The following is a 16,044-nucleotide window of genomic DNA, read 5'->3' as shown; positions in this document are numbered from 1 at the left end:
CCGTTCGTCTTAGGAGCACTCACGTGGCTGCCACCGACGTCCGCCCGAAGATCACGCTGGCCTGCGTGGAGTGCAAGGAGCGGAACTACATCACCAAGAAGAACCGGCGTAACAACCCGGATCGTCTTGAGATGAAGAAGCACTGCCCGCGTTGCAATGCGCACACCGCGCACCGCGAAACGCGATAAACAGGCTCGTACGCGAGGCCGTCCCCTTCCGGGGGGACGGCCTCGCGTCGTTTCACCGGCTGCCCGCTGGGCGGTCACCGGCGCAACCGCTGGTCGGCCCGCCCGTCCCCCCGCGCAATTCCCAGCCGGGATCCGGCTAATTTGGGGCCAGCACAGCAAAGATCAGGAGGTGCCGGGCCATGGCGCTCGACCAGTCCTTCGTAGGACGGACCTACCCGCCCACCGCGCCCTATGAAGTGGGCCGGGAGAAGATCCGCGAGTTCGCCGAGGCGGTGGGTGAGACCAACCCGGTGTACACGGATCCCGAGGCCGCGAAGGCGTTCGGTCATTCTGATGTGATCGCCCCGCCGACCTTTGTGTTCTCGATCACCTTCCGGGCCGCGGGACTGGTCATCGAGGACCCCCAACTCGGCCTCGACTACAGCCGCGTGGTGCATGGCGACCAGAAGTTCGCCTACAGCCGCCCGGTGCGTGCCGGCGACCGGCTCACGGTCACCTCCACCATCGAGGGCATCAAGTCCCTCGCGGGCAACGACATCCTGGACATCCGCGGTGAGGTGCGCGACGAGGCGGGCGAGCACGTCGTGACCGCCTGGACCAAGCTCGTGGCCCGCGCGGCCGAGGAGGCGTGAGGACCCTGATGACGGCGAAGACCGCATACGACGACGTCGAGGTCGGCACCGAACTGCCGGCACAGACCTTCCCCGTGACCCGCGCCACGCTCGTGCGGTACGCGGGCGCCTCCGGGGACTTCAACCCGATCCACTGGAACGAGAAGTTCGCCAAGGAGGTGGGCCTGCCGGACGTCATCGCGCACGGCATGTTCACCATGGCGGAGGCGATCCGTGTGGTCACCGACTGGACCGGGGACCCGGGCGCGGTCGTGGAGTACGGCGTCCGCTTCACCAAGCCCGTCGTCGTGCCGAACGACGACCAGGGCGCGCTGATCGAGGTCAGCGGCAAGGTCGCGGCCAAGCTGGACGACAACGCCGTACGCGTGGACCTGACGGCGACCAGCGGCGGCCAGAAGGTGCTGGGCATGTCCCGGGCGGTCGTACGACTGGCCTGACGGCGCGAACGAAGTGCAGAGGTAAGGGGCGTCCTCCTGGTGGGGCGCCCCTTACCTGCGTCTGCGTCACCTGCCCCTGACCGGGAAGGCTTTTGCGGCCGCTCTCCAAGGGATTGCCAAGTTAGTGATTGAGTACTAACTTACGATGCATGGTCAGAATGAGCGCAGCGGAGCGACGCGAGAGCGTCATCCGCGCGGCGATCGAGGAGTTCGCACAGAAGGGCTTCTACGGCACGTCCACGGAAGCGATCGCGACCCGCGTGGGTGTCTCGCAGCCGTACCTCTTCCGGCTCTTCGCGGGCAAGAAGGCGATCTTCGCCGCCGCGTCGCTGCGGTGTGTGGAGGACACGTGCCGGGTCTTCGAGGAGGCGGCCGAGGGGCTGGAGGGCGAGGAGGCCCTGCACGCCATGGCGAACGCCTATGTGCGGCTGATCACGGAGCAGCCCGAGAAGCTCCAGATGCAGATGCAGACGTACATCACGGTCGCGGCGGCCGAGGCGGAGGGCGATCGCGAGTTCGGCGAGGCCGTACGGGCCGCCTGGTTGAAGCTCTGGGACACGGTTCATCTGCCGCTCGGGGCCGACGAGAGCGAGACCACGACCTTCCTGGCGTACGGAATGCTCATCAACACCCTGGCCGCCATGGGGTTTCCGCCCGAACACCGGGTCTGGCAGGGGATGTATCCCTCGGCTCGGATCACCGGGCGGCTGGAGAAGTAGCGCGCGGCTGGAGAAGTAGCGCATCGAGGCGGTGGCCCCGCCTCTTTCATGGCCCAATTCATGGCTCGAACATGGCCCAAAAAGTTAGTCATCAATAACTAACTAGAGATGCTCTCTGGGGGAGAGATGTCGGATCAGACAGCGCAGGGCAGCGCGCGGCGCGGAAGCGCCGCCTGGGCTCTCGTCATCACCAGTGTCGCCGGATTCATGGCGGCGCTCGACAACCTCGTCGTCACCACCGCCCTGCCCTCCATCCGCAAGGACTTCGGCGGTGCGCTGGACGACCTCGAGTGGACCGTGAGCGCGTACACGCTCACCTTCGCCGTCCTGCTGATGTTCGGCGCCGCGCTCGGCGACCGCTTTGGGCGCCGCCGGCTCTTCATAGCCGGTCTCGCCGTCTTCGCGGGCGCCTCCGCCGCCGCGGCCATGGCACCCGGCATCGGCTCCCTGATCGCCGCCCGCGCGGTCCAGGGCGTCGGCGCGGCCGTGATGATGCCGCTCACGCTCACCTTGCTGACGGCGGCCGTACCCGCCGCCAAACGCGGGACGGTGTACGGCATCTGGGGCGCCGTCAACGGGCTCGCCGTCGCCTCCGGACCGCTCATCGGCGGCAGTCTCACCGAGCACGTGTCCTGGCACTGGATCTTCTGGCTGAACGTCCCGCTCGGCCTGATCGCGCTGCCGCTCGCCCGGCTGCGCCTCGCCGAGTCCTACGGCACCGGAGCCCCGCTCGACCTCCCCGGCACCCTCCTCGCCAGCGGCGGCCTCTTCGGGATCGTGTACGGCCTGGTCCGCGGGCCCGCCGACGGCTGGACCGACGTCGTGGTGCTCACCGCGCTGTCCGTGGGCGCCGCGCTGCTCGCCGGCTTTGTGCACCACGGCATCCACAACAAGAACCCCATGCTGCCCATGCGGCTGTTCCGGTCCCGTGCCTTCTCCGGGATCAATGCGGCCAGCCTGCTGATGTTCGTCGGCATGTTCGGCTCGATCTTCCTGCTCAGCCAGTACATGCAGGGCGTGCTCGGCTACTCGCCCACCGAGGCGGGACTGAGGATGCTGCCCTGGACCGGCATGCCGATGCTCGTCGCGCCGGTGGCCGGGATCCTCTCCGACCGCATCGGCGGCCGGCCGGTCGTCGCCGCGGGCCTGTTGCTGCAGGCCGTCGGTCTCGGCTGCATGGCCGTCGTGGCGACCGCGGACGCGTCCTACGCCGCCCAGCTGCCCGCCCTGATCATCAGCGGAGTCGGCATGGCCCTGTACTTCGCGCCGGCCGCCAACCTGGTCATGTCCAGCGTCCGTCCGCAGGAGCAGGGCATCGCCTCCGGCGCCAACAACGCGCTGCGCGAGGTGGGCGGTGCGCTCGGTATCGCGGTGATGTCGTCGATCTTCTCCGCGCAGGGCGGCTACGAGAGCGCGCAGAGCTTCGTGGACGGCCTGCGGCCCGCCCTGGTCACCGGCTCGGCAGTCGTCGCCCTCGCCGCGCTCGCGGCCCTGGTGATCCCGGCCCGGCGGAACACCGTCCGGCTCGCCGCGGCGGACGGACGGACGCCCACGACCGGCCCAGGGGCCACGGCCACGGAGGCTCCCGCCGTGGAGATGCCCACCACGGAGGCTCCCGCAGTGGAGGCGCCTGCCGATGCCTCGTCGGCCGCCGCTACGCGGACCACTGCCCTGGAGACCACCGCCCGCTGAAGCCCGCCCGGAACCTCGCCCCGGAACTCGCCCGGAAAGCTCGCCACAAGGAGATCGCGATGCCCGGCATTCCCGCACTTCCCTGGATCGTGCCGAACACTCCGCCGCAGGACACCGAGGTGCACGTCTTCGCCTCGCGCTTCGAGACCCGCACTCTGTGGGGCGCGCTCCGTTTCCTCGTCCGTACCCCGGCCGTGTGGCGGCAGGTCGGCCGGGCGCCCGGCGCCTACGGAGCCTCCCTCAAGGCACAGCCCCTGCGGAAGACGTTCTGGACGCTGTCGGCCTGGGAGTCCGCCGACGCGCTGAAGGCCTTCGCCCGCTCCGGCGCCCACCGGCCCACCTCGCGTGCCCTGGCCGGCCGGATGCGCGACGCCGCGTTCGCCACCTGGCAGACATCCAGCGATCAGCTGCCGGTGAGCTGGGAGGAGGCGGAGCGGCGGCTCGCGTAGACCGCGGGCCGGCCGTCCTTCACTTCCCGATACGCGCGCGTGGGCTTCGAGAAGAGTCCACGCGCGCGTACACGTGTGTCCCCACAGGGCAGCGAGTGAGCGCCGCCCGCGCGGATGCGGTGCTGTCGGAGCCGTCTCGTAGTCTTGGGCCCGTGCAGGTACTCCATGACGCCCCTCTTGCCCCGCTGACCACCTTCCGGCTGGGCGGTCCCGCGACGCGGCTGGTCACCGCCGTGACCGACGCCGAGGTGATCGCCGCCGTCCGTGCTGCCGACGACAGCGGGACGCCGCTGCTGATCATCGGCGGCGGATCGAACCTGGTCATCGGCGACAAGGGCTTCGACGGCACCGTCGTACGCATCGCCACGCGCGGTGTCGAGCTGCGCGGCACGACACTGGAGCTGGCGGCCGGCGAGGTGTGGACGGATGCCGTCGCCCGCACGGTCGAGGCCGGGCTCGCCGGGATCGAGTGCCTGGCAGGCATCCCGGGATCGGCGGGAGCCACGCCGATCCAGAACGTGGGTGCCTACGGCCAGGAGGTCTCCTCCACCCTCACCGAGGTCGTCGCCTACGACCGGCGCGCAGGCGAGACCGTCACGCTGACGAACGAGGAGTGCGCGTTCTCGTACCGCCACAGCCGCTTCAAGGCGGACCCGGATCGCCATGTCGTGCTGCGTGTCCGCTTCGAGCTGGAGGACGCGGGCGGGCTGTCGGCGCCGCTCAAGTACGCCGAGGCGGCCCGCGCGCTCGGCGTCGAGCAGGGCGACCGGGTGCCGCTGGCCGACGCCCGCGCGACCGTGCTCAAGCTGCGGGCCGGGAAAGGCATGGTCCTCGACGCCGAGGACCACGACACCTGGTCCGCCGGGTCCTTCTTCACCAACCCGATCCTCACCGACGAGCAGTTCGCCGCGTTCCACGCGCGCGTGCGCGAACGGCTGGGCGACGGCGTCGAGCCGCCCGCCTACCCGGCAGGGGAGGGCCGTACGAAGACGTCCTCGGCCTGGCTGATCGACAAGGCGGGCTTCACCAAGGGCTACGGCAGCGGGCCGGCCCGTATCTCCACCAAGCACACCCTCGCCCTCACCAACCGGGGCGAGGCCACCACCGAGGACCTGCTGGCGCTGGCCCGCGAGGTGGTCGCGGGCGTCCGCGAGGCCTTCGGGATCACCCTCGTCAACGAGCCGGTGACGGTGGGCGTCAGCCTGTAGAGCCAATATGACGAGCCTGTAGGGCCGGTGGGCGAGCCGGCAGGGCCGGTGCCCACCTCGCGGCATCCAGGCCCTGGGTGTGACGTCCCGGGACGACACACCTTGGCCTAGTACGCCACCCCCACCCCCTGCTTCACCGTCCCCTCGTCGTCGATCATCGCCAGCATCGCGTGCGCGACGTCCGCGCGTGCGATGAAGCGGCCCTTGCGCGGGAAGCCGCCGACGACGGTGCGGTAGCGGCCGGTGAGCGGCTTGTTCTGCAGGCGTGGCGGCCGTACGGACGTCCAGTCCGTGCTGCTGCGGGCCAGCTCGGCCTCCATCCTGCGCAGGTCGGTGTAGACGTCCTTGAGGACGGCCGACACCACCCCGCGCATGGCCCGGTCCAGGGGACCGTCGCCCTCGGGAGCCGGGCCGACGGGAGCGGCGCTGACCACGAGCAGCCGTCGTACCCCCTCCGCCTCCATGGCACGCAGGAGCGTGCGGGTCAGCCGGGTGGCGACCCCGGCGTCCTTGCGGCTGCGCGCGCCCAGACCGGAGAGGACCGCGCCGCGGCCCCGGACGGCGGCGCGCAGCTCCTCGGGGTCGGTCAGGTCGGCGCGGAACACCTCCAGCGTGTCCCCCGTGACGTCCAGCCGGGCCGGATCGCGGACCACGGCGGTCACCCGGTGGCCGGCGTTGAGCGCCTGACGCACGATCTCCCGGCCGATGCCGCCGGTGGCGCCGAAAACGGTGAGGTTCATGTGTGCTCCCGTACTCGGGATAGGTGGGTGAGTATTCACTCACCTCTGCTTCCCTCTAGAGTGAGTAAGTACTCACCCACTCGTCAAGCCTGAGGGGACGACCCATGGACCCGAAGCCGGCGCGCGTCCGCATCCTCGACGCCGCCCACGAGCTGATGCTCACCGTCGGACTCGCCCGCGCCACCACCAAGGAGATCGCCCGTGCGGCCGGCTGCTCCGAAGCGGCCCTCTACAAGTACTTCGACAGCAAGGAAGAGCTGTTCGTCCGGGTGCTCGCCGAGCGCCTGCCGCAGCTCACCCCGCTGCTGGGCCGCCTCGCCGCCGAACCGGGACCGGGCACCCTGGAAGGCAACCTCACCGAGATCGCCCGCGAGGCCGCCCTCTTCTACGAGCAGAGCTTCCCGATCGCCGCCTCCCTGTACGCCGAGACCCAGCTCAAGCGGCGCCACTTCGAGGCCCTGCGCAAGCTCGGCTCGGGCCCGCACCGGCCCATCCAGGAGCTGGACGCCTACCTCCGCGCCGAACAGGCCCTCGGCCGGGTGCGCGCCGACGCCGACACCTTCGCGGCCGCCTCGTTGCTGCTGGGCGCCTGTGCGCAGCGCGTGTTCGCCTACGAAGCGACCGACCCGGGGGAGCGGCCGCCGGTCGACGACTTCGCCGCGCGGCTCGCGAAGACGCTGCTGGGCGGAATCTCCGTTGCGCCGGGCTCCGCGTGAACCGCATGCTGGGGCCATGACAAGCGCCTCCGGGGTCACGACCCCATGCGGCTGAGACTGCGCGAGTTCCGGCCCCGGATCGGGCCCTGCGAACACCGGGTCGTCCAGCCCTGGCAGCCGCTGCGCCACACCTCGCTGCGCGCACCCGCGCCGATCGGCACGCTCATGGGCGACCACGACGGACTCAACCGGCTCGCCGGGCTGATCTCGTTCGCCGCGCATGCGCGGCACACGATCGTCCATGTGCCGCTGCGGGAGGGCCTGCCGCCCGACGAGGGCCAGGGGCCGCTCGTCGATCTCGTCCTGGCCCACCACTCGCTGGGCCTGCGCGCCTCACAATGGCCCGAAGTGCGCCGCCGGCTGCGGCAGGGCGGCTCCCCGCTCACCGTCCGCACCGACGAGGCGCGCACCGCGCGGGACGCCGCCGCCTGGCGCGCGCGGGAACAGCGCGCCGACTGCCGGGACGAGCTGCGCCACACCACCCACGCGAACACGTTCTTCCTCTTCGGCAGCCGCGACGTCTTCGCCGAGGCCGCCATGTCCCTGGCCTACGCCGCCGGCCAGGGGCCGCGCGAGAAGAACGCGCCCAAGGGACACGCGTCTGTGGTGTCCGGGCTGCGGGGGCTCGAGCAGCCGCCCGGCGGCGGGCACCCGGTCGAGGTCCTGGTCTGCTTCACGGCGTATCCGCCCTACGCCCACTTCAGACGGCCGGGCGCGCCAGCCAGTCGTCGACGTCGGCCAGCAGCCGCGCCCTGACGTCCTCCGGGGCGGCCGAGGCCCGCACCGACTGGCGGGCCAGTTCGGCGAGTTCGGCGTCCGAGAAGCCGTGGGCGTGCCGGGCGATCTCGTACTGGGCCGCCAGCCGGGAGCCGAACAGCAGCGGGTCGTCGGCGCCGAGAGCCATCGGGACGCCGGCCTCGAAGAGGGTCCGCAGCGGCACGTCCTCGGGCTTCTCGTACACACCGAGCGCCACGTTCGACGCCGGGCACACCTCGCAGGTCACGCCCCGGTCGGCCAGCTGCTTCAGCAGCCGCGGGTCCTCCGCAGCGCGCACGCCGTGCCCGATCCGGGAGGCGTGCAGGTCGTCCAGGCAGTCGCGCACCGAGGCCGGGCCGGTCAGCTCGCCGCCGTGCGGGGCCGACAGCAGACCGCCCTCGCGCGCGATGTGGAAGGCCCGGTCGAAGTCCCGCGCCATGCCCCGCCGCTCGTCGTTGGAGAGCCCGAAACCGACCACGCCCCGGTCCGTGTACCGCACCGCCAGCCGGGCCAGCGTCCGGGCGTCCAGCGGGTGCTTCATCCGGTTGGCGGCGACCAGCACGCGCATCCCGAGGCCGGTCTCCCGGGAGGCGGTCTCCACCGCGTCCAGGATGATCTCCAGCGCCGGGATCAGCCCGCCCAGCCTCGGCGCGTACGACGTCGGGTCCACCTGGATCTCCAGCCAGCCCGAGCCGTCCTTCAGGTCCTCCTCGGCGGCCTCCCGCACCAGGCGCTGGATGTCCTCCGGCTGCCTCAGGCAGGAGCGCGCCGCGTCGTACAGCCGCTGGAAACGGAACCAGCCGCGTTCGTCCGTGGCCCGCAGCTTGGGCGGTTCGCCGCTGGTCAGTGCTTCCGTCAGGGTCTCGGGCAGCCGTACGCCGTACTTGTCGGCCAGTTCCAGGACGGTCCCGGGTCGCATCGAACCGGTGAAGTGCAGGTGCAGATGGGCTTTCGGCAGCTCAGAGAGGTCACGTACACGCTCCATCCAAGGATCCTGCCGTACGTCCCCGAATTCCCGGAAGCCATTTCCCTGAACGTGGTCTTGCTCGCACACAGAAGCGGGCCGCCTCCCCGAAGGGAAACGGCCCGCACACACGCGTGTCGCGCAGGAACTAGTCCCGCGCCTCCGCCAGCAGCTTCTGCATACGGCTCACGCCCTCGACGAGGTCCTCGTCACCGAGCGCGTACGACAGCCGCAGATAGCCCGGCGTGCCGAAGGCCTCGCCCGGGACGACCGCGACCTCGGCCTCCTCCAGGATCAGCGCGGCCAGCTCGACGGTGTCCTGCGGGCGCTTGCCGCGGATCTCCTTGCCGAGCAGGGCCTTGACCGACGGATAGGCGTAGAACGCGCCCTCGGGCTCCGGGCAGAGCACGCCGTCGATCTCGTTGAGCATCCGCACCATGGTCTTGCGGCGGCGGTCGAAGGCCTCGCGCATCTTCGCCACGGCCTCCAGGTCACCGGAGACGGCGGCCAGCGCGGCCACCTGGGCCACGTTGGAGACGTTCGACGTGGCGTGCGACTGCAGGTTGGTGGCGGCCTTGACGACGTCCTTCGGGCCGATGACCCAGCCCACGCGCCAGCCGGTCATGGCGTACGTCTTCGCCACGCCGTTGACCACGACGCACTTGTCGCGCAGCTCGGGCAGCAGCGCCGGCAGGGACACCGCGGAGGCGTCGCCGTAGACCAGGTGCTCGTAGATCTCGTCGGTGAGCACCCACAGACCGTGCTCCACGGCCCAGCGGCCGATCGCCTCGGTCTCGGCCTCGGAGTACACCGCGCCGGTCGGGTTGGACGGGGAGACGAAGAGCACGACCTTCGTCCGCTCCGTGCGGGCCGCCTCCAGCTGCTCGACCGTGACGCGGTAGCCGGTGGTCTCGTCGGCCACCACCTCCACCGGGACACCGCCCGCGAGCCGGATCGACTCCGGGTACGTCGTCCAGTACGGCGCCGGGACGATGACCTCGTCGCCCGGGTCGAGGATCGCGGCGAACGCCTCGTAGATGGCCTGCTTGCCGCCGTTGGTGACGAGGATCTGGGAGACGTCGGGCTCCCACCCGGAGTCGCGCAGCGTCTTCGCGGCGATGGCGGCCTTCAGCTCGGGCAGGCCGCCGGCCGGGGTGTAGCGGTGGTACTTGGGGTTCTTGCAGGCCTCGACGGCCGCCTCGACGATGTAGTCCGGGGTCGGGAAGTCGGGCTCGCCCGCGCCGAAGCCGATCACCGGACGCCCGGCGGCCTTCAGGGCCTTGGCCTTGGCGTCCACGGCGAGGGTGGCGGACTCGGAGATCGCGCCGACTCGGGCGGAGACCCGGCGCTCGGTGGGAGGGGTTGCAGCGCTCATGGAGCCCATCGTTCCAGACCGGAAACTTCTCCGGCACGCGGGTTTCACGGACTGAACAGCCAGGGGGCGGGGTATGAACACGGATCCGAATCCGGGCTCCGGCCAGGACGATCTTTGGTCAAGTGGCTCCGGACGGGCACTTTCTGTTCGACGCCGGGCCCCGGACCACGTACACTCTCACCTCGTTGGCCTTCAGCAGCCACCGCCGAAACCGGTGCACACCGCGCACCCGGTCGGATGCGGTACGTTGGGGGACACACAAAGGGTCGTAGCTCAATTGGTAGAGCACCGGTCTCCAAAACCGGCGGTTGGGGGTTCAAGTCCCTCCGGCCCTGCTACACACACCGCCAAGATGTGTGCGCATGTACGTACAGCAATGCACCGCCGTGCGGCTCAGGAACCGGGCGCGGCACGGCCACGACCCGGGATCAGGTGAGGACGAATGACGGACGCCGTGGGCTCCATCGACACGCCTGATGCCCAGGACGAGGTGTCGGAGTCCAAGAAGAAGGCTCGCAAGGGTGGTAAGCGCGCCAAGAAGGGCCCGCTGAAGCGCCTCGCCACCTTCTACCGCCAGATCATCGCGGAGCTCCGCAAGGTCGTCTGGCCGACGCGCAACCAGCTGACGTCGTACACCACCGTGGTGATCTTCTTCGTCGCCATCATGATCGCGCTGGTGACCGTGATTGACTATGGGCTCAACCACGCGGCCAAGTACGTCTTCGGCTGAGCCAAGAGCGAAGGGCGCCGTGGCACCGGCGCCCGTTTTCGCATGTTCCACCCCTATGTATCCAGGAAGAAGCAGCCATCGTGTCTGATCCGAACCTGAACGACGACGCCACCGAGCCTCGCGGGACCGCCGCCGAGATGGTGGACGACGAGCTCGACATCGTCGAGGGCGCGGACGAGCAGGACGAGTTCGAGGCTGCCGAGGCCGAGGCGGGGGAGCCGGCCGAAGAGGCGGCCCTGCACGTCGAGGACGAGAGCGAAGAGGCATCCGAGGAGGCCGACGCCGAGGCCGGCGAGGAAGAGCCGGCCGAGCCCGTCGACCCCATCGCGGCCCTGCGCGAGGAACTGCGCACCCTGCCCGGCGAGTGGTACGTCATCCACACCTACGCCGGCTACGAGAACCGCGTGAAGACCAACCTGGAGCAGCGCGCCGTCTCGCTGAACGTCGAGGACTACATCTTCCAGGCCGAGGTGCCGCAGGAAGAGGTCGTCCAGATCAAGAACGGCGACCGCAAGACGATCAAGCAGAACAAGCTGCCGGGTTACGTCCTGGTCCGCATGGACCTGACCAACGAGTCCTGGGGCGTCGTCCGCAACACCCCGGGTGTCACCGGCTTCGTCGGCAACGCCTACGACCCGTACCCGCTGACTCTGGACGAGATCGTCAAGATGCTCGCCCCGGAGGCCGAGGAGAAGGCCGCCCGCGAGGCCGCCGAGGCCGAGGGCAAGCCCGCCCCGCAGCGCAAGGTCGAGGTCCAGGTGCTGGACTTCGAGGTCGGCGACTCGGTCACGGTCACCGACGGCCCGTTCGCCACGCTGCAGGCGACCATCAACGAGATCAACCCCGACTCGAAGAAGGTCAAGGGCCTGGTGGAGATCTTCGGCCGGGAGACCCCGGTCGAGCTGTCCTTCGACCAGATCCAGAAGAACTGATCCAGAAGAGCTGGTCCGTTTTTGGACTTCATGCTTCCGCGCAGGTCAGGCAGGCCGTCCCGGTCCGCCTGACCTGCACGGTTTTTGGCCGCGCATCCATACCCGTTATCGTTGTGCGGTATGCCTGCGTCAGGATCGCGATCCTCGCGCGGGCATGGACCCGAATGAAAGGACCCGGAGAGCAATGCCTCCCAAGAAGAAGAAGGTCACGGGGCTCATCAAGCTCCAGATCAACGCCGGTGCGGCGAACCCGGCCCCGCCGGTCGGCCCCGCGCTCGGTCAGCACGGCGTCAACATCATGGAGTTCTGCAAGGCCTACAACGCCGCGACCGAGTCGCAGCGTGGCTGGGTCATCCCGGTGGAGATCACGGTCTACGAGGACCGTTCCTTCACCTTCGTCACCAAGACCCCGCCGGCCGCGAAGATGATCCTCAAGGCCGCTGGTGTCGAGAAGGGCTCCGGCGAGCCGCACAAGACCAAGGTCGCCAAGATCACCGAGGCGCAGGTCCGCGAGATCGCCCAGACCAAGATGCCCGACCTCAACGCCAACGACCTGGACGCCGCGTCGAAGATCATCGCCGGCACCGCCCGCTCCATGGGCATCACGGTCGAGGGCTGACCTCACCCCCCAGCAGTCATGCGGCCGTAGCCGGTCGCACGTGGCAGGGCCTGCTCGGCCCAGAGACCACGACTCCTTTCAGAACACACAGGAGCAAGTTGTGAGCAAGCGCAGCAAGGCTCTCCGCGCTGCGGACGCCAAGGTCGACCGGGAGAAGCTCTACGCCCCGCTCGAGGCCGTCCGTCTCGCCAAGGAGACCTCCACGACCAAGTTCGACGGCACCGTCGAGGTCGCCTTCCGTCTGGGTGTCGACCCGCGCAAGGCCGACCAGATGGTCCGTGGCACCGTGAACCTCCCGCACGGCACCGGTAAGACCGCCCGGGTCCTGGTCTTCGCGACCGGTGACCGTGCCGAGGCCGCGCGTGCCGCGGGCGCCGACATCGTCGGCGCCGACGAGCTGATCGACGAGGTGGCGAAGGGCCGTCTGGACTTCGACGCCGTCGTCGCCACCCCGGACCTCATGGGCAAGGTCGGCCGCCTCGGCCGCGTCCTCGGCCCGCGTGGTCTGATGCCGAACCCGAAGACCGGCACCGTGACCCCGGACACCGCCAAGGCCGTGACCGAGATCAAGGGCGGCAAGATCGAGTTCCGCGTCGACAAGCACTCGAACCTGCACTTCATCATCGGCAAGGCGTCCTTCGACGACGCCAAGCTGGTGGAGAACTACGGCGCCGCGCTGGAGGAGATCCTCCGTCTGAAGCCGTCCGCCGCCAAGGGTCGCTACATCAAGAAGGCCGCCATCACCACCACGATGGGCCCCGGCATCCCGGTCGACCCGAACCGCACCCGCAACCTCCTCGTCGAGGAGGACCCGGCCGCCGTCTGAGCCTCCCGCTCACCCGGTAGCCGCGTCAGGTACGCGTAAGTAGAGGGCGGGCCCTGCAACCTTCCAGGTGCAGGGCCCGTCCTTTCTTCGTACGAGCTGTCGCACGACTGTCAGTGGCCTGGGCTACGGTGCGGGCACACGACTTGCATGGGGGTAGGACACGATGAAGAGCACGACGGCGCGCCGGATGAGCCTTTCCGTGGCGGTGGTCGCCGCGCTGACCGGGGTGGCCGCCTGCGGTTCCTCGGACTCCAGGAAGGGCGACAAGGCGGCCGGCGATGCCGCGATCCACGTCAGCCCCATCGCCGCGCTGCGCTCCGCCGAGCAGTCCACCGACAAGGCGGACTCGGCCAAGGTGCGCTCCACCACCTCCATCGGCGACCTGATGGCGATGACGGCGAACGGCGCGCTCACCTGGGGCGACGGCCTCAAGGGCAACCTCACCATCACCTACACCGGCGGCAAGATGGCCGACATGATGCGCCAGGCCGGCACGTCGTCGATGGAGGCCCGCTATCTGCCGGACGCCTACTACGCGCACATGAGCGAGGCCTACGCCCAGCACACGGGCGGCAAGCACTGGATCAAGTACTCGTACGACGAGCTGGCCAAGCTCGGCGGCGCCTCGGGCTCGTACCTGAAGGACCAGCTGCAGAACTCCACGCCGAAGCAGTCCGTGAAGATGCTGCTGGCCTCCGGTGACGTCAAGAAGGTCGGCGAGGAGACGGTCTCCGGCGCCCACACCACGCACTACGCGGGCACGGTGAACGTCGCCGACCTCGCGGGCAAGAGCAGCAATCTCAGCGCGGACCAGCTGGCGGCCCTGAAGAAGCAGCTCGACCAGGCGGGCGTCACCACCGACACCATCGACATCTGGATCAACGACCAGAATCTGCTGGTCAAGAAGTCCGAGAAGGCCGACACGGCGAACGGCAGGATGACCAGCACCGCCTACTACAGCGACTACGGCGTGAAGGTCTCCGCCGAGGCACCGCCGGCCGGCGACACCACCGACTTCGCGAACCTGCTCAAGTCCGGTGGTATGACCGGCGGCACGACGGGTGGCATGTCCGGCGGCACCGGCACCGGCGCGGGCACCGTGGCGGGCGGCTCCGGCACCAGCTCCTGAGGCTCGTGAACACCAGCTCCTGAGCCTTGTGAGCAACCAGCTCCTGAGCCCTGTGAACACCAGCTCCTAGCCCCAGGACGCAGCGGGACCGGGGCGCCGTAGAGCCCGATTTGCTCGGCGGCGCCCCGGTCCCGTACTCTCTTGCAGAAGCCAAAGACCGCTGGTCGTTGCCGTGCGCTCTGAACGAGGGTGCGGTGGCCGAAGGATCCGCTGAAAAGTGGGCGACCCGCGCAGGTGTCAGTGGAAGAACTCCCGGAGTGCGCGCGCCGAGCGCGTGTGCGGCCGGTCGAGTCCGCCCCGTGCGCCTGCGCCGGGGCGTTTCGTTTACCCAGTCCTCCTTCGGGTCCGCGCGGTCCGAATCACCCGGAAGGAGGCCGAGGCTCTATGGCGAGGCCCGACAAGGCTGCCGCGGTTGCCGAGCTGACGGACAAGTTCCGCAACTCGAACGCCGCCGTGCTGACCGAGTACCGCGGTCTTACCGTGGCGCAGCTCAAGACGCTGCGTCGTTCTCTCGGTGAGAACGCCCAGTACGCCGTGGTGAAGAACACGCTGACCAAGATTGCGGCCGACGAGGCCGGGATCACGCTGCCGGGCGAGCTTTTCGCTGGTCCGACGGCCGTCGCCTTCGTCACCGGTGACCCGGTGGAGTCGGCGAAGGGTCTCCGTGACTTCGCCAAGGAAAACCCGAATCTCGTCATCAAGGGCGGTGTCCTTGACGGCAAGGCGCTGTCCGCCGACGAGATCAAGAAGCTTGCGGACCTCGAGTCCCGCGAGGTTCTGCTCAGCAAGCTGGCCGGTGCCTTCAAGGCGAAGCAGTCCCAGGCTGCCTCCGTCTTCCAGGCGCTGCCGTCGAAGCTCGTCCGCACCGTGGACGCGCTGCGCGCCAAGCAGGCCGAGCAGGGCGGTGCCGAGTAATTCGGCTCGCTTTCTGATCCTGGCCGCCTGACGCGGCGAGGGTCGCAGCGGGCCGACGTACGCCCGCCTTACCCAGTACATCCGGCACCTGCCGATTGAGTGGAAGGACCGCCATCATGGCGAAGCTCACCCAGGACGAGCTGCTTGCCCAGTTCGAGGAGATGACCCTCATCGAGCTCTCCGAGTTCGTGAAGGCCTTCGAGGAGAAGTTCGACGTCACCGCCGCCGCTGCCGCGCCGGTCGTCGTCGCCGGTGGTGCCGCTGGTGGCGCCGCCGCCGAGGCCGAGGAGGAGAAGGACGAGTTCGACGTCATCCTCACCGGCGCCGGCGACAAGAAGATCCAGGTCATCAAGGTCGTGCGTGAGCTGACCTCGCTGGGTCTGAAGGAGGCCAAGGACCTCGTCGACGGCACCCCGAAGCCGGTCCTCGAGAAGGTCAACAAGGAGGCCGCCGAGAAGGCCGCCGAGTCCCTCAAGGCCGCCGGCGCCTCCGTCGAGGTCAAGTAAGACCTTCCGGGTCCGCACACGGACTCGAACGCGCGCCGACCACAGCCTCGTGGCGCCGTGAAAAGCGCCCCGTAGGGCTGTAACGCGAACGCACCGAAGAGCGATCATCCATCCGGGTGGTCGCTCTTCGGCGTATCCGGCGGGCCCGACCGCGGTTGCCTTGAACTCGCCTCGGCGAGGGGTATGGTGATCTTCGTTCTGTCTCCGGACGGTCCGCTTCGGACTGGGGGGCCTTGACGAACCGCACGCAGCGCGCAATTCTCAGGACGCGTCGTCACAAGGATCCGAATCCGAGGCATGGATCGACGGCGAAGAGGGCAGTATCAACGTGCGTTGAGGGCAGGCATGCCGAGGGCGTTGACAAGAGCGGTGAGGACAGCGAGGGTCTCGAGAAACCCGCACTGGACATCAGTGTGCCAAGTGGCTACACTGACCCTTTGCGCTGCCTGTTAGCTGTCCCCTGCCCGTCACCAGGGGTCTGCCCTCACTCGAGCACGGATGACAAAAGCTC

The 16,044-nt window shown here is 69.4% G+C and carries 19 protein-coding genes and 1 tRNA gene; 17 read left to right on the top strand and 3 right to left on the bottom strand.

The window, feature by feature from the left end; genetic code table 11:
• Nucleotides 1-23 precede the first annotated feature (23 nt).
• The 7 genes from rpmG (at nucleotide 24) to AB5L52_RS18135 (ending at nucleotide 5,325) form a co-directional block, all read left to right on the top strand.
• Entirely contained in the window at nucleotides 24-188 is a 165-nt protein-coding gene (rpmG, locus tag AB5L52_RS18165) for a 50S ribosomal protein L33 (protein ID WP_003948671.1), read from the top strand.
• 179 nt (nucleotides 189-367) lie between these two features.
• Nucleotides 368-820, top strand: coding sequence for a MaoC family dehydratase N-terminal domain-containing protein (locus AB5L52_RS18160; RefSeq protein WP_369365013.1), 453 nt, complete (start codon nucleotides 368-370; stop codon nucleotides 818-820).
• Nucleotides 821-828: 8 nt separating this feature from the next.
• Nucleotides 829-1,257 (top strand): MaoC family dehydratase, encoded by a 429-nt coding sequence (locus AB5L52_RS18155; protein WP_369368918.1) that lies wholly within the window; start codon nucleotides 829-831, stop codon nucleotides 1,255-1,257.
• A gap of 149 nt (nucleotides 1,258-1,406) precedes the next feature.
• Nucleotides 1,407-1,976 carry a helix-turn-helix domain-containing protein gene (locus AB5L52_RS18150; RefSeq protein ID WP_351030077.1) on the top strand — a complete coding sequence of 190 codons (570 nt, stop codon included), beginning with the start codon at nucleotides 1,407-1,409 and terminating at the stop codon, nucleotides 1,974-1,976.
• Nucleotides 1,977-2,102: 126 nt separating this feature from the next.
• Nucleotides 2,103-3,668: a DHA2 family efflux MFS transporter permease subunit gene (locus AB5L52_RS18145; protein ID WP_351766127.1), complete on the top strand. Its 1,566-nt coding sequence runs from the start codon at nucleotides 2,103-2,105 to the stop codon at nucleotides 3,666-3,668.
• A gap of 68 nt (nucleotides 3,669-3,736) precedes the next feature.
• On the top strand, nucleotides 3,737-4,117 hold the full coding sequence (locus AB5L52_RS18140; RefSeq protein WP_351030133.1) for a DUF3291 domain-containing protein: 381 nt from the start codon (nucleotides 3,737-3,739) through the stop codon (nucleotides 4,115-4,117).
• 152 nt (nucleotides 4,118-4,269) lie between these two features.
• Nucleotides 4,270-5,325 (top strand): UDP-N-acetylmuramate dehydrogenase, encoded by a 1,056-nt coding sequence (locus tag AB5L52_RS18135; RefSeq protein ID WP_351030074.1) that lies wholly within the window; start codon nucleotides 4,270-4,272, stop codon nucleotides 5,323-5,325.
• A gap of 107 nt (nucleotides 5,326-5,432) precedes the next feature.
• On the opposite strand, the gene AB5L52_RS18130 is transcribed toward AB5L52_RS18135, so the two are convergent.
• Nucleotides 5,433-6,065, bottom strand: a complete 633-nt coding sequence (locus AB5L52_RS18130; RefSeq protein WP_369365010.1) for an NAD(P)-dependent oxidoreductase — start codon at nucleotides 6,063-6,065, stop codon at nucleotides 5,433-5,435.
• A gap of 104 nt (nucleotides 6,066-6,169) precedes the next feature.
• Between AB5L52_RS18130 and AB5L52_RS18125 the strand changes: the two genes are divergently transcribed.
• Both AB5L52_RS18125 and AB5L52_RS18120 read left to right on the top strand, forming a co-directional pair.
• Nucleotides 6,170-6,781: a helix-turn-helix domain-containing protein gene (locus tag AB5L52_RS18125; RefSeq protein ID WP_351030071.1), complete on the top strand. Its 612-nt coding sequence runs from the start codon at nucleotides 6,170-6,172 to the stop codon at nucleotides 6,779-6,781.
• A 45-nt stretch (nucleotides 6,782-6,826) separates the two neighbouring features.
• The gene (locus tag AB5L52_RS18120) at nucleotides 6,827-7,537 is read left to right on the top strand and encodes a hypothetical protein (protein ID WP_369365008.1); all 711 of its coding nucleotides are present in this window, start codon (nucleotides 6,827-6,829) and stop codon (nucleotides 7,535-7,537) included.
• Here AB5L52_RS18120 and AB5L52_RS18115 read toward each other — a convergent pair.
• Together AB5L52_RS18115 and AB5L52_RS18110 are read right to left on the bottom strand one after the other, a co-directional pair.
• Nucleotides 7,482-8,522 (bottom strand): adenosine deaminase, encoded by a 1,041-nt coding sequence (locus AB5L52_RS18115; protein WP_369365006.1) that lies wholly within the window; start codon nucleotides 8,520-8,522, stop codon nucleotides 7,482-7,484. The two genes, AB5L52_RS18120 and AB5L52_RS18115, sit on opposite strands and share 56 nt — an antisense overlap.
• A 127-nt stretch (nucleotides 8,523-8,649) precedes the next feature.
• Entirely contained in the window at nucleotides 8,650-9,876 is a 1,227-nt protein-coding gene (locus AB5L52_RS18110; RefSeq protein WP_351030065.1) for a pyridoxal phosphate-dependent aminotransferase, read from the bottom strand.
• Nucleotides 9,877-10,138: 262 nt separating this feature from the next.
• On the opposite strand from AB5L52_RS18110, the gene AB5L52_RS18105 reads away from it, so the two are divergent.
• The 8 genes from AB5L52_RS18105 to rplL all read left to right on the top strand — a co-directional run bounded on the left by AB5L52_RS18105 (nucleotide 10,139) and on the right by rplL (nucleotide 15,533).
• Nucleotides 10,139-10,211 (top strand) — tRNA-Trp (locus AB5L52_RS18105).
• Nucleotides 10,212-10,318: 107 nt separating this feature from the next.
• Nucleotides 10,319-10,606, top strand: coding sequence for a preprotein translocase subunit SecE (gene secE / locus AB5L52_RS18100; protein WP_071385039.1), 288 nt, complete (start codon nucleotides 10,319-10,321; stop codon nucleotides 10,604-10,606).
• An 80-nt stretch (nucleotides 10,607-10,686) separates the two neighbouring features.
• A complete protein-coding gene (gene nusG / locus AB5L52_RS18095; RefSeq protein WP_369365005.1) occupies nucleotides 10,687-11,538 on the top strand; it encodes a transcription termination/antitermination protein NusG in 852 nt (283 codons plus the stop codon).
• 184 nt (nucleotides 11,539-11,722) lie between these two features.
• A complete protein-coding gene (gene rplK, locus AB5L52_RS18090; protein WP_031167035.1) occupies nucleotides 11,723-12,157 on the top strand; it encodes a 50S ribosomal protein L11 in 435 nt (144 codons plus the stop codon).
• Nucleotides 12,158-12,257: 100 nt separating this feature from the next.
• The gene (rplA, locus tag AB5L52_RS18085) at nucleotides 12,258-12,983 is read left to right on the top strand and encodes a 50S ribosomal protein L1 (protein ID WP_023547414.1); all 726 of its coding nucleotides are present in this window, start codon (nucleotides 12,258-12,260) and stop codon (nucleotides 12,981-12,983) included.
• 163 nt (nucleotides 12,984-13,146) lie between these two features.
• On the top strand, nucleotides 13,147-14,112 hold the full coding sequence (locus AB5L52_RS18080) for a hypothetical protein (RefSeq protein WP_369365003.1): 966 nt from the start codon (nucleotides 13,147-13,149) through the stop codon (nucleotides 14,110-14,112).
• Nucleotides 14,113-14,496: 384 nt separating this feature from the next.
• Complete coding sequence (gene rplJ / locus AB5L52_RS18075; protein ID WP_351030060.1) at nucleotides 14,497-15,027, top strand: 50S ribosomal protein L10; 531 nt, start codon at nucleotides 14,497-14,499, stop codon at nucleotides 15,025-15,027.
• A gap of 116 nt (nucleotides 15,028-15,143) precedes the next feature.
• Nucleotides 15,144-15,533, top strand: coding sequence for a 50S ribosomal protein L7/L12 (gene rplL, locus AB5L52_RS18070; protein WP_351030059.1), 390 nt, complete (start codon nucleotides 15,144-15,146; stop codon nucleotides 15,531-15,533).
• The last annotated feature ends 511 nt before the right edge of the window (nucleotides 15,534-16,044 follow it).

The sequence above is a fragment of the Streptomyces sp. CG4 genome, from assembly GCF_041080655.1.
GTDB lineage: Bacteria > Actinomycetota > Actinomycetes > Streptomycetales > Streptomycetaceae > Streptomyces.
This window is presented reverse-complemented; position numbering and strand designations above follow the sequence as displayed.

Coding starts and splice junctions, on each gene's coding strand:
- AB5L52_RS18160 (WP_369365013.1), top strand. CDS start 368: ATGGCGCTCGACCAGTCCTTCGTAGGACGGACCTACCCGCCCACCGCG.
- AB5L52_RS18155 (WP_369368918.1), top strand. CDS start 829: ATGACGGCGAAGACCGCATACGACGACGTCGAGGTCGGCACCGAACTG.
- AB5L52_RS18150 (WP_351030077.1), top strand. CDS start 1,407: ATGGTCAGAATGAGCGCAGCGGAGCGACGCGAGAGCGTCATCCGCGCG.
- AB5L52_RS18145 (WP_351766127.1), top strand. CDS start 2,103: ATGTCGGATCAGACAGCGCAGGGCAGCGCGCGGCGCGGAAGCGCCGCC.
- AB5L52_RS18130 (WP_369365010.1), bottom strand. CDS start 6,065: ATGAACCTCACCGTTTTCGGCGCCACCGGCGGCATCGGCCGGGAGATC.
- AB5L52_RS18125 (WP_351030071.1), top strand. CDS start 6,170: ATGGACCCGAAGCCGGCGCGCGTCCGCATCCTCGACGCCGCCCACGAG.
- AB5L52_RS18120 (WP_369365008.1), top strand. CDS start 6,827: ATGCGGCTGAGACTGCGCGAGTTCCGGCCCCGGATCGGGCCCTGCGAA.
- AB5L52_RS18115 (WP_369365006.1), bottom strand. CDS start 8,522: ATGGAGCGTGTACGTGACCTCTCTGAGCTGCCGAAAGCCCATCTGCAC.
- AB5L52_RS18110 (WP_351030065.1), bottom strand. CDS start 9,876: ATGAGCGCTGCAACCCCTCCCACCGAGCGCCGGGTCTCCGCCCGAGTC.
- secE (WP_071385039.1), top strand. CDS start 10,319: ATGACGGACGCCGTGGGCTCCATCGACACGCCTGATGCCCAGGACGAG.
- rplK (WP_031167035.1), top strand. CDS start 11,723: ATGCCTCCCAAGAAGAAGAAGGTCACGGGGCTCATCAAGCTCCAGATC.
- AB5L52_RS18080 (WP_369365003.1), top strand. CDS start 13,147: ATGAAGAGCACGACGGCGCGCCGGATGAGCCTTTCCGTGGCGGTGGTC.
- rplJ (WP_351030060.1), top strand. CDS start 14,497: ATGGCGAGGCCCGACAAGGCTGCCGCGGTTGCCGAGCTGACGGACAAG.
- rplL (WP_351030059.1), top strand. CDS start 15,144: ATGGCGAAGCTCACCCAGGACGAGCTGCTTGCCCAGTTCGAGGAGATG.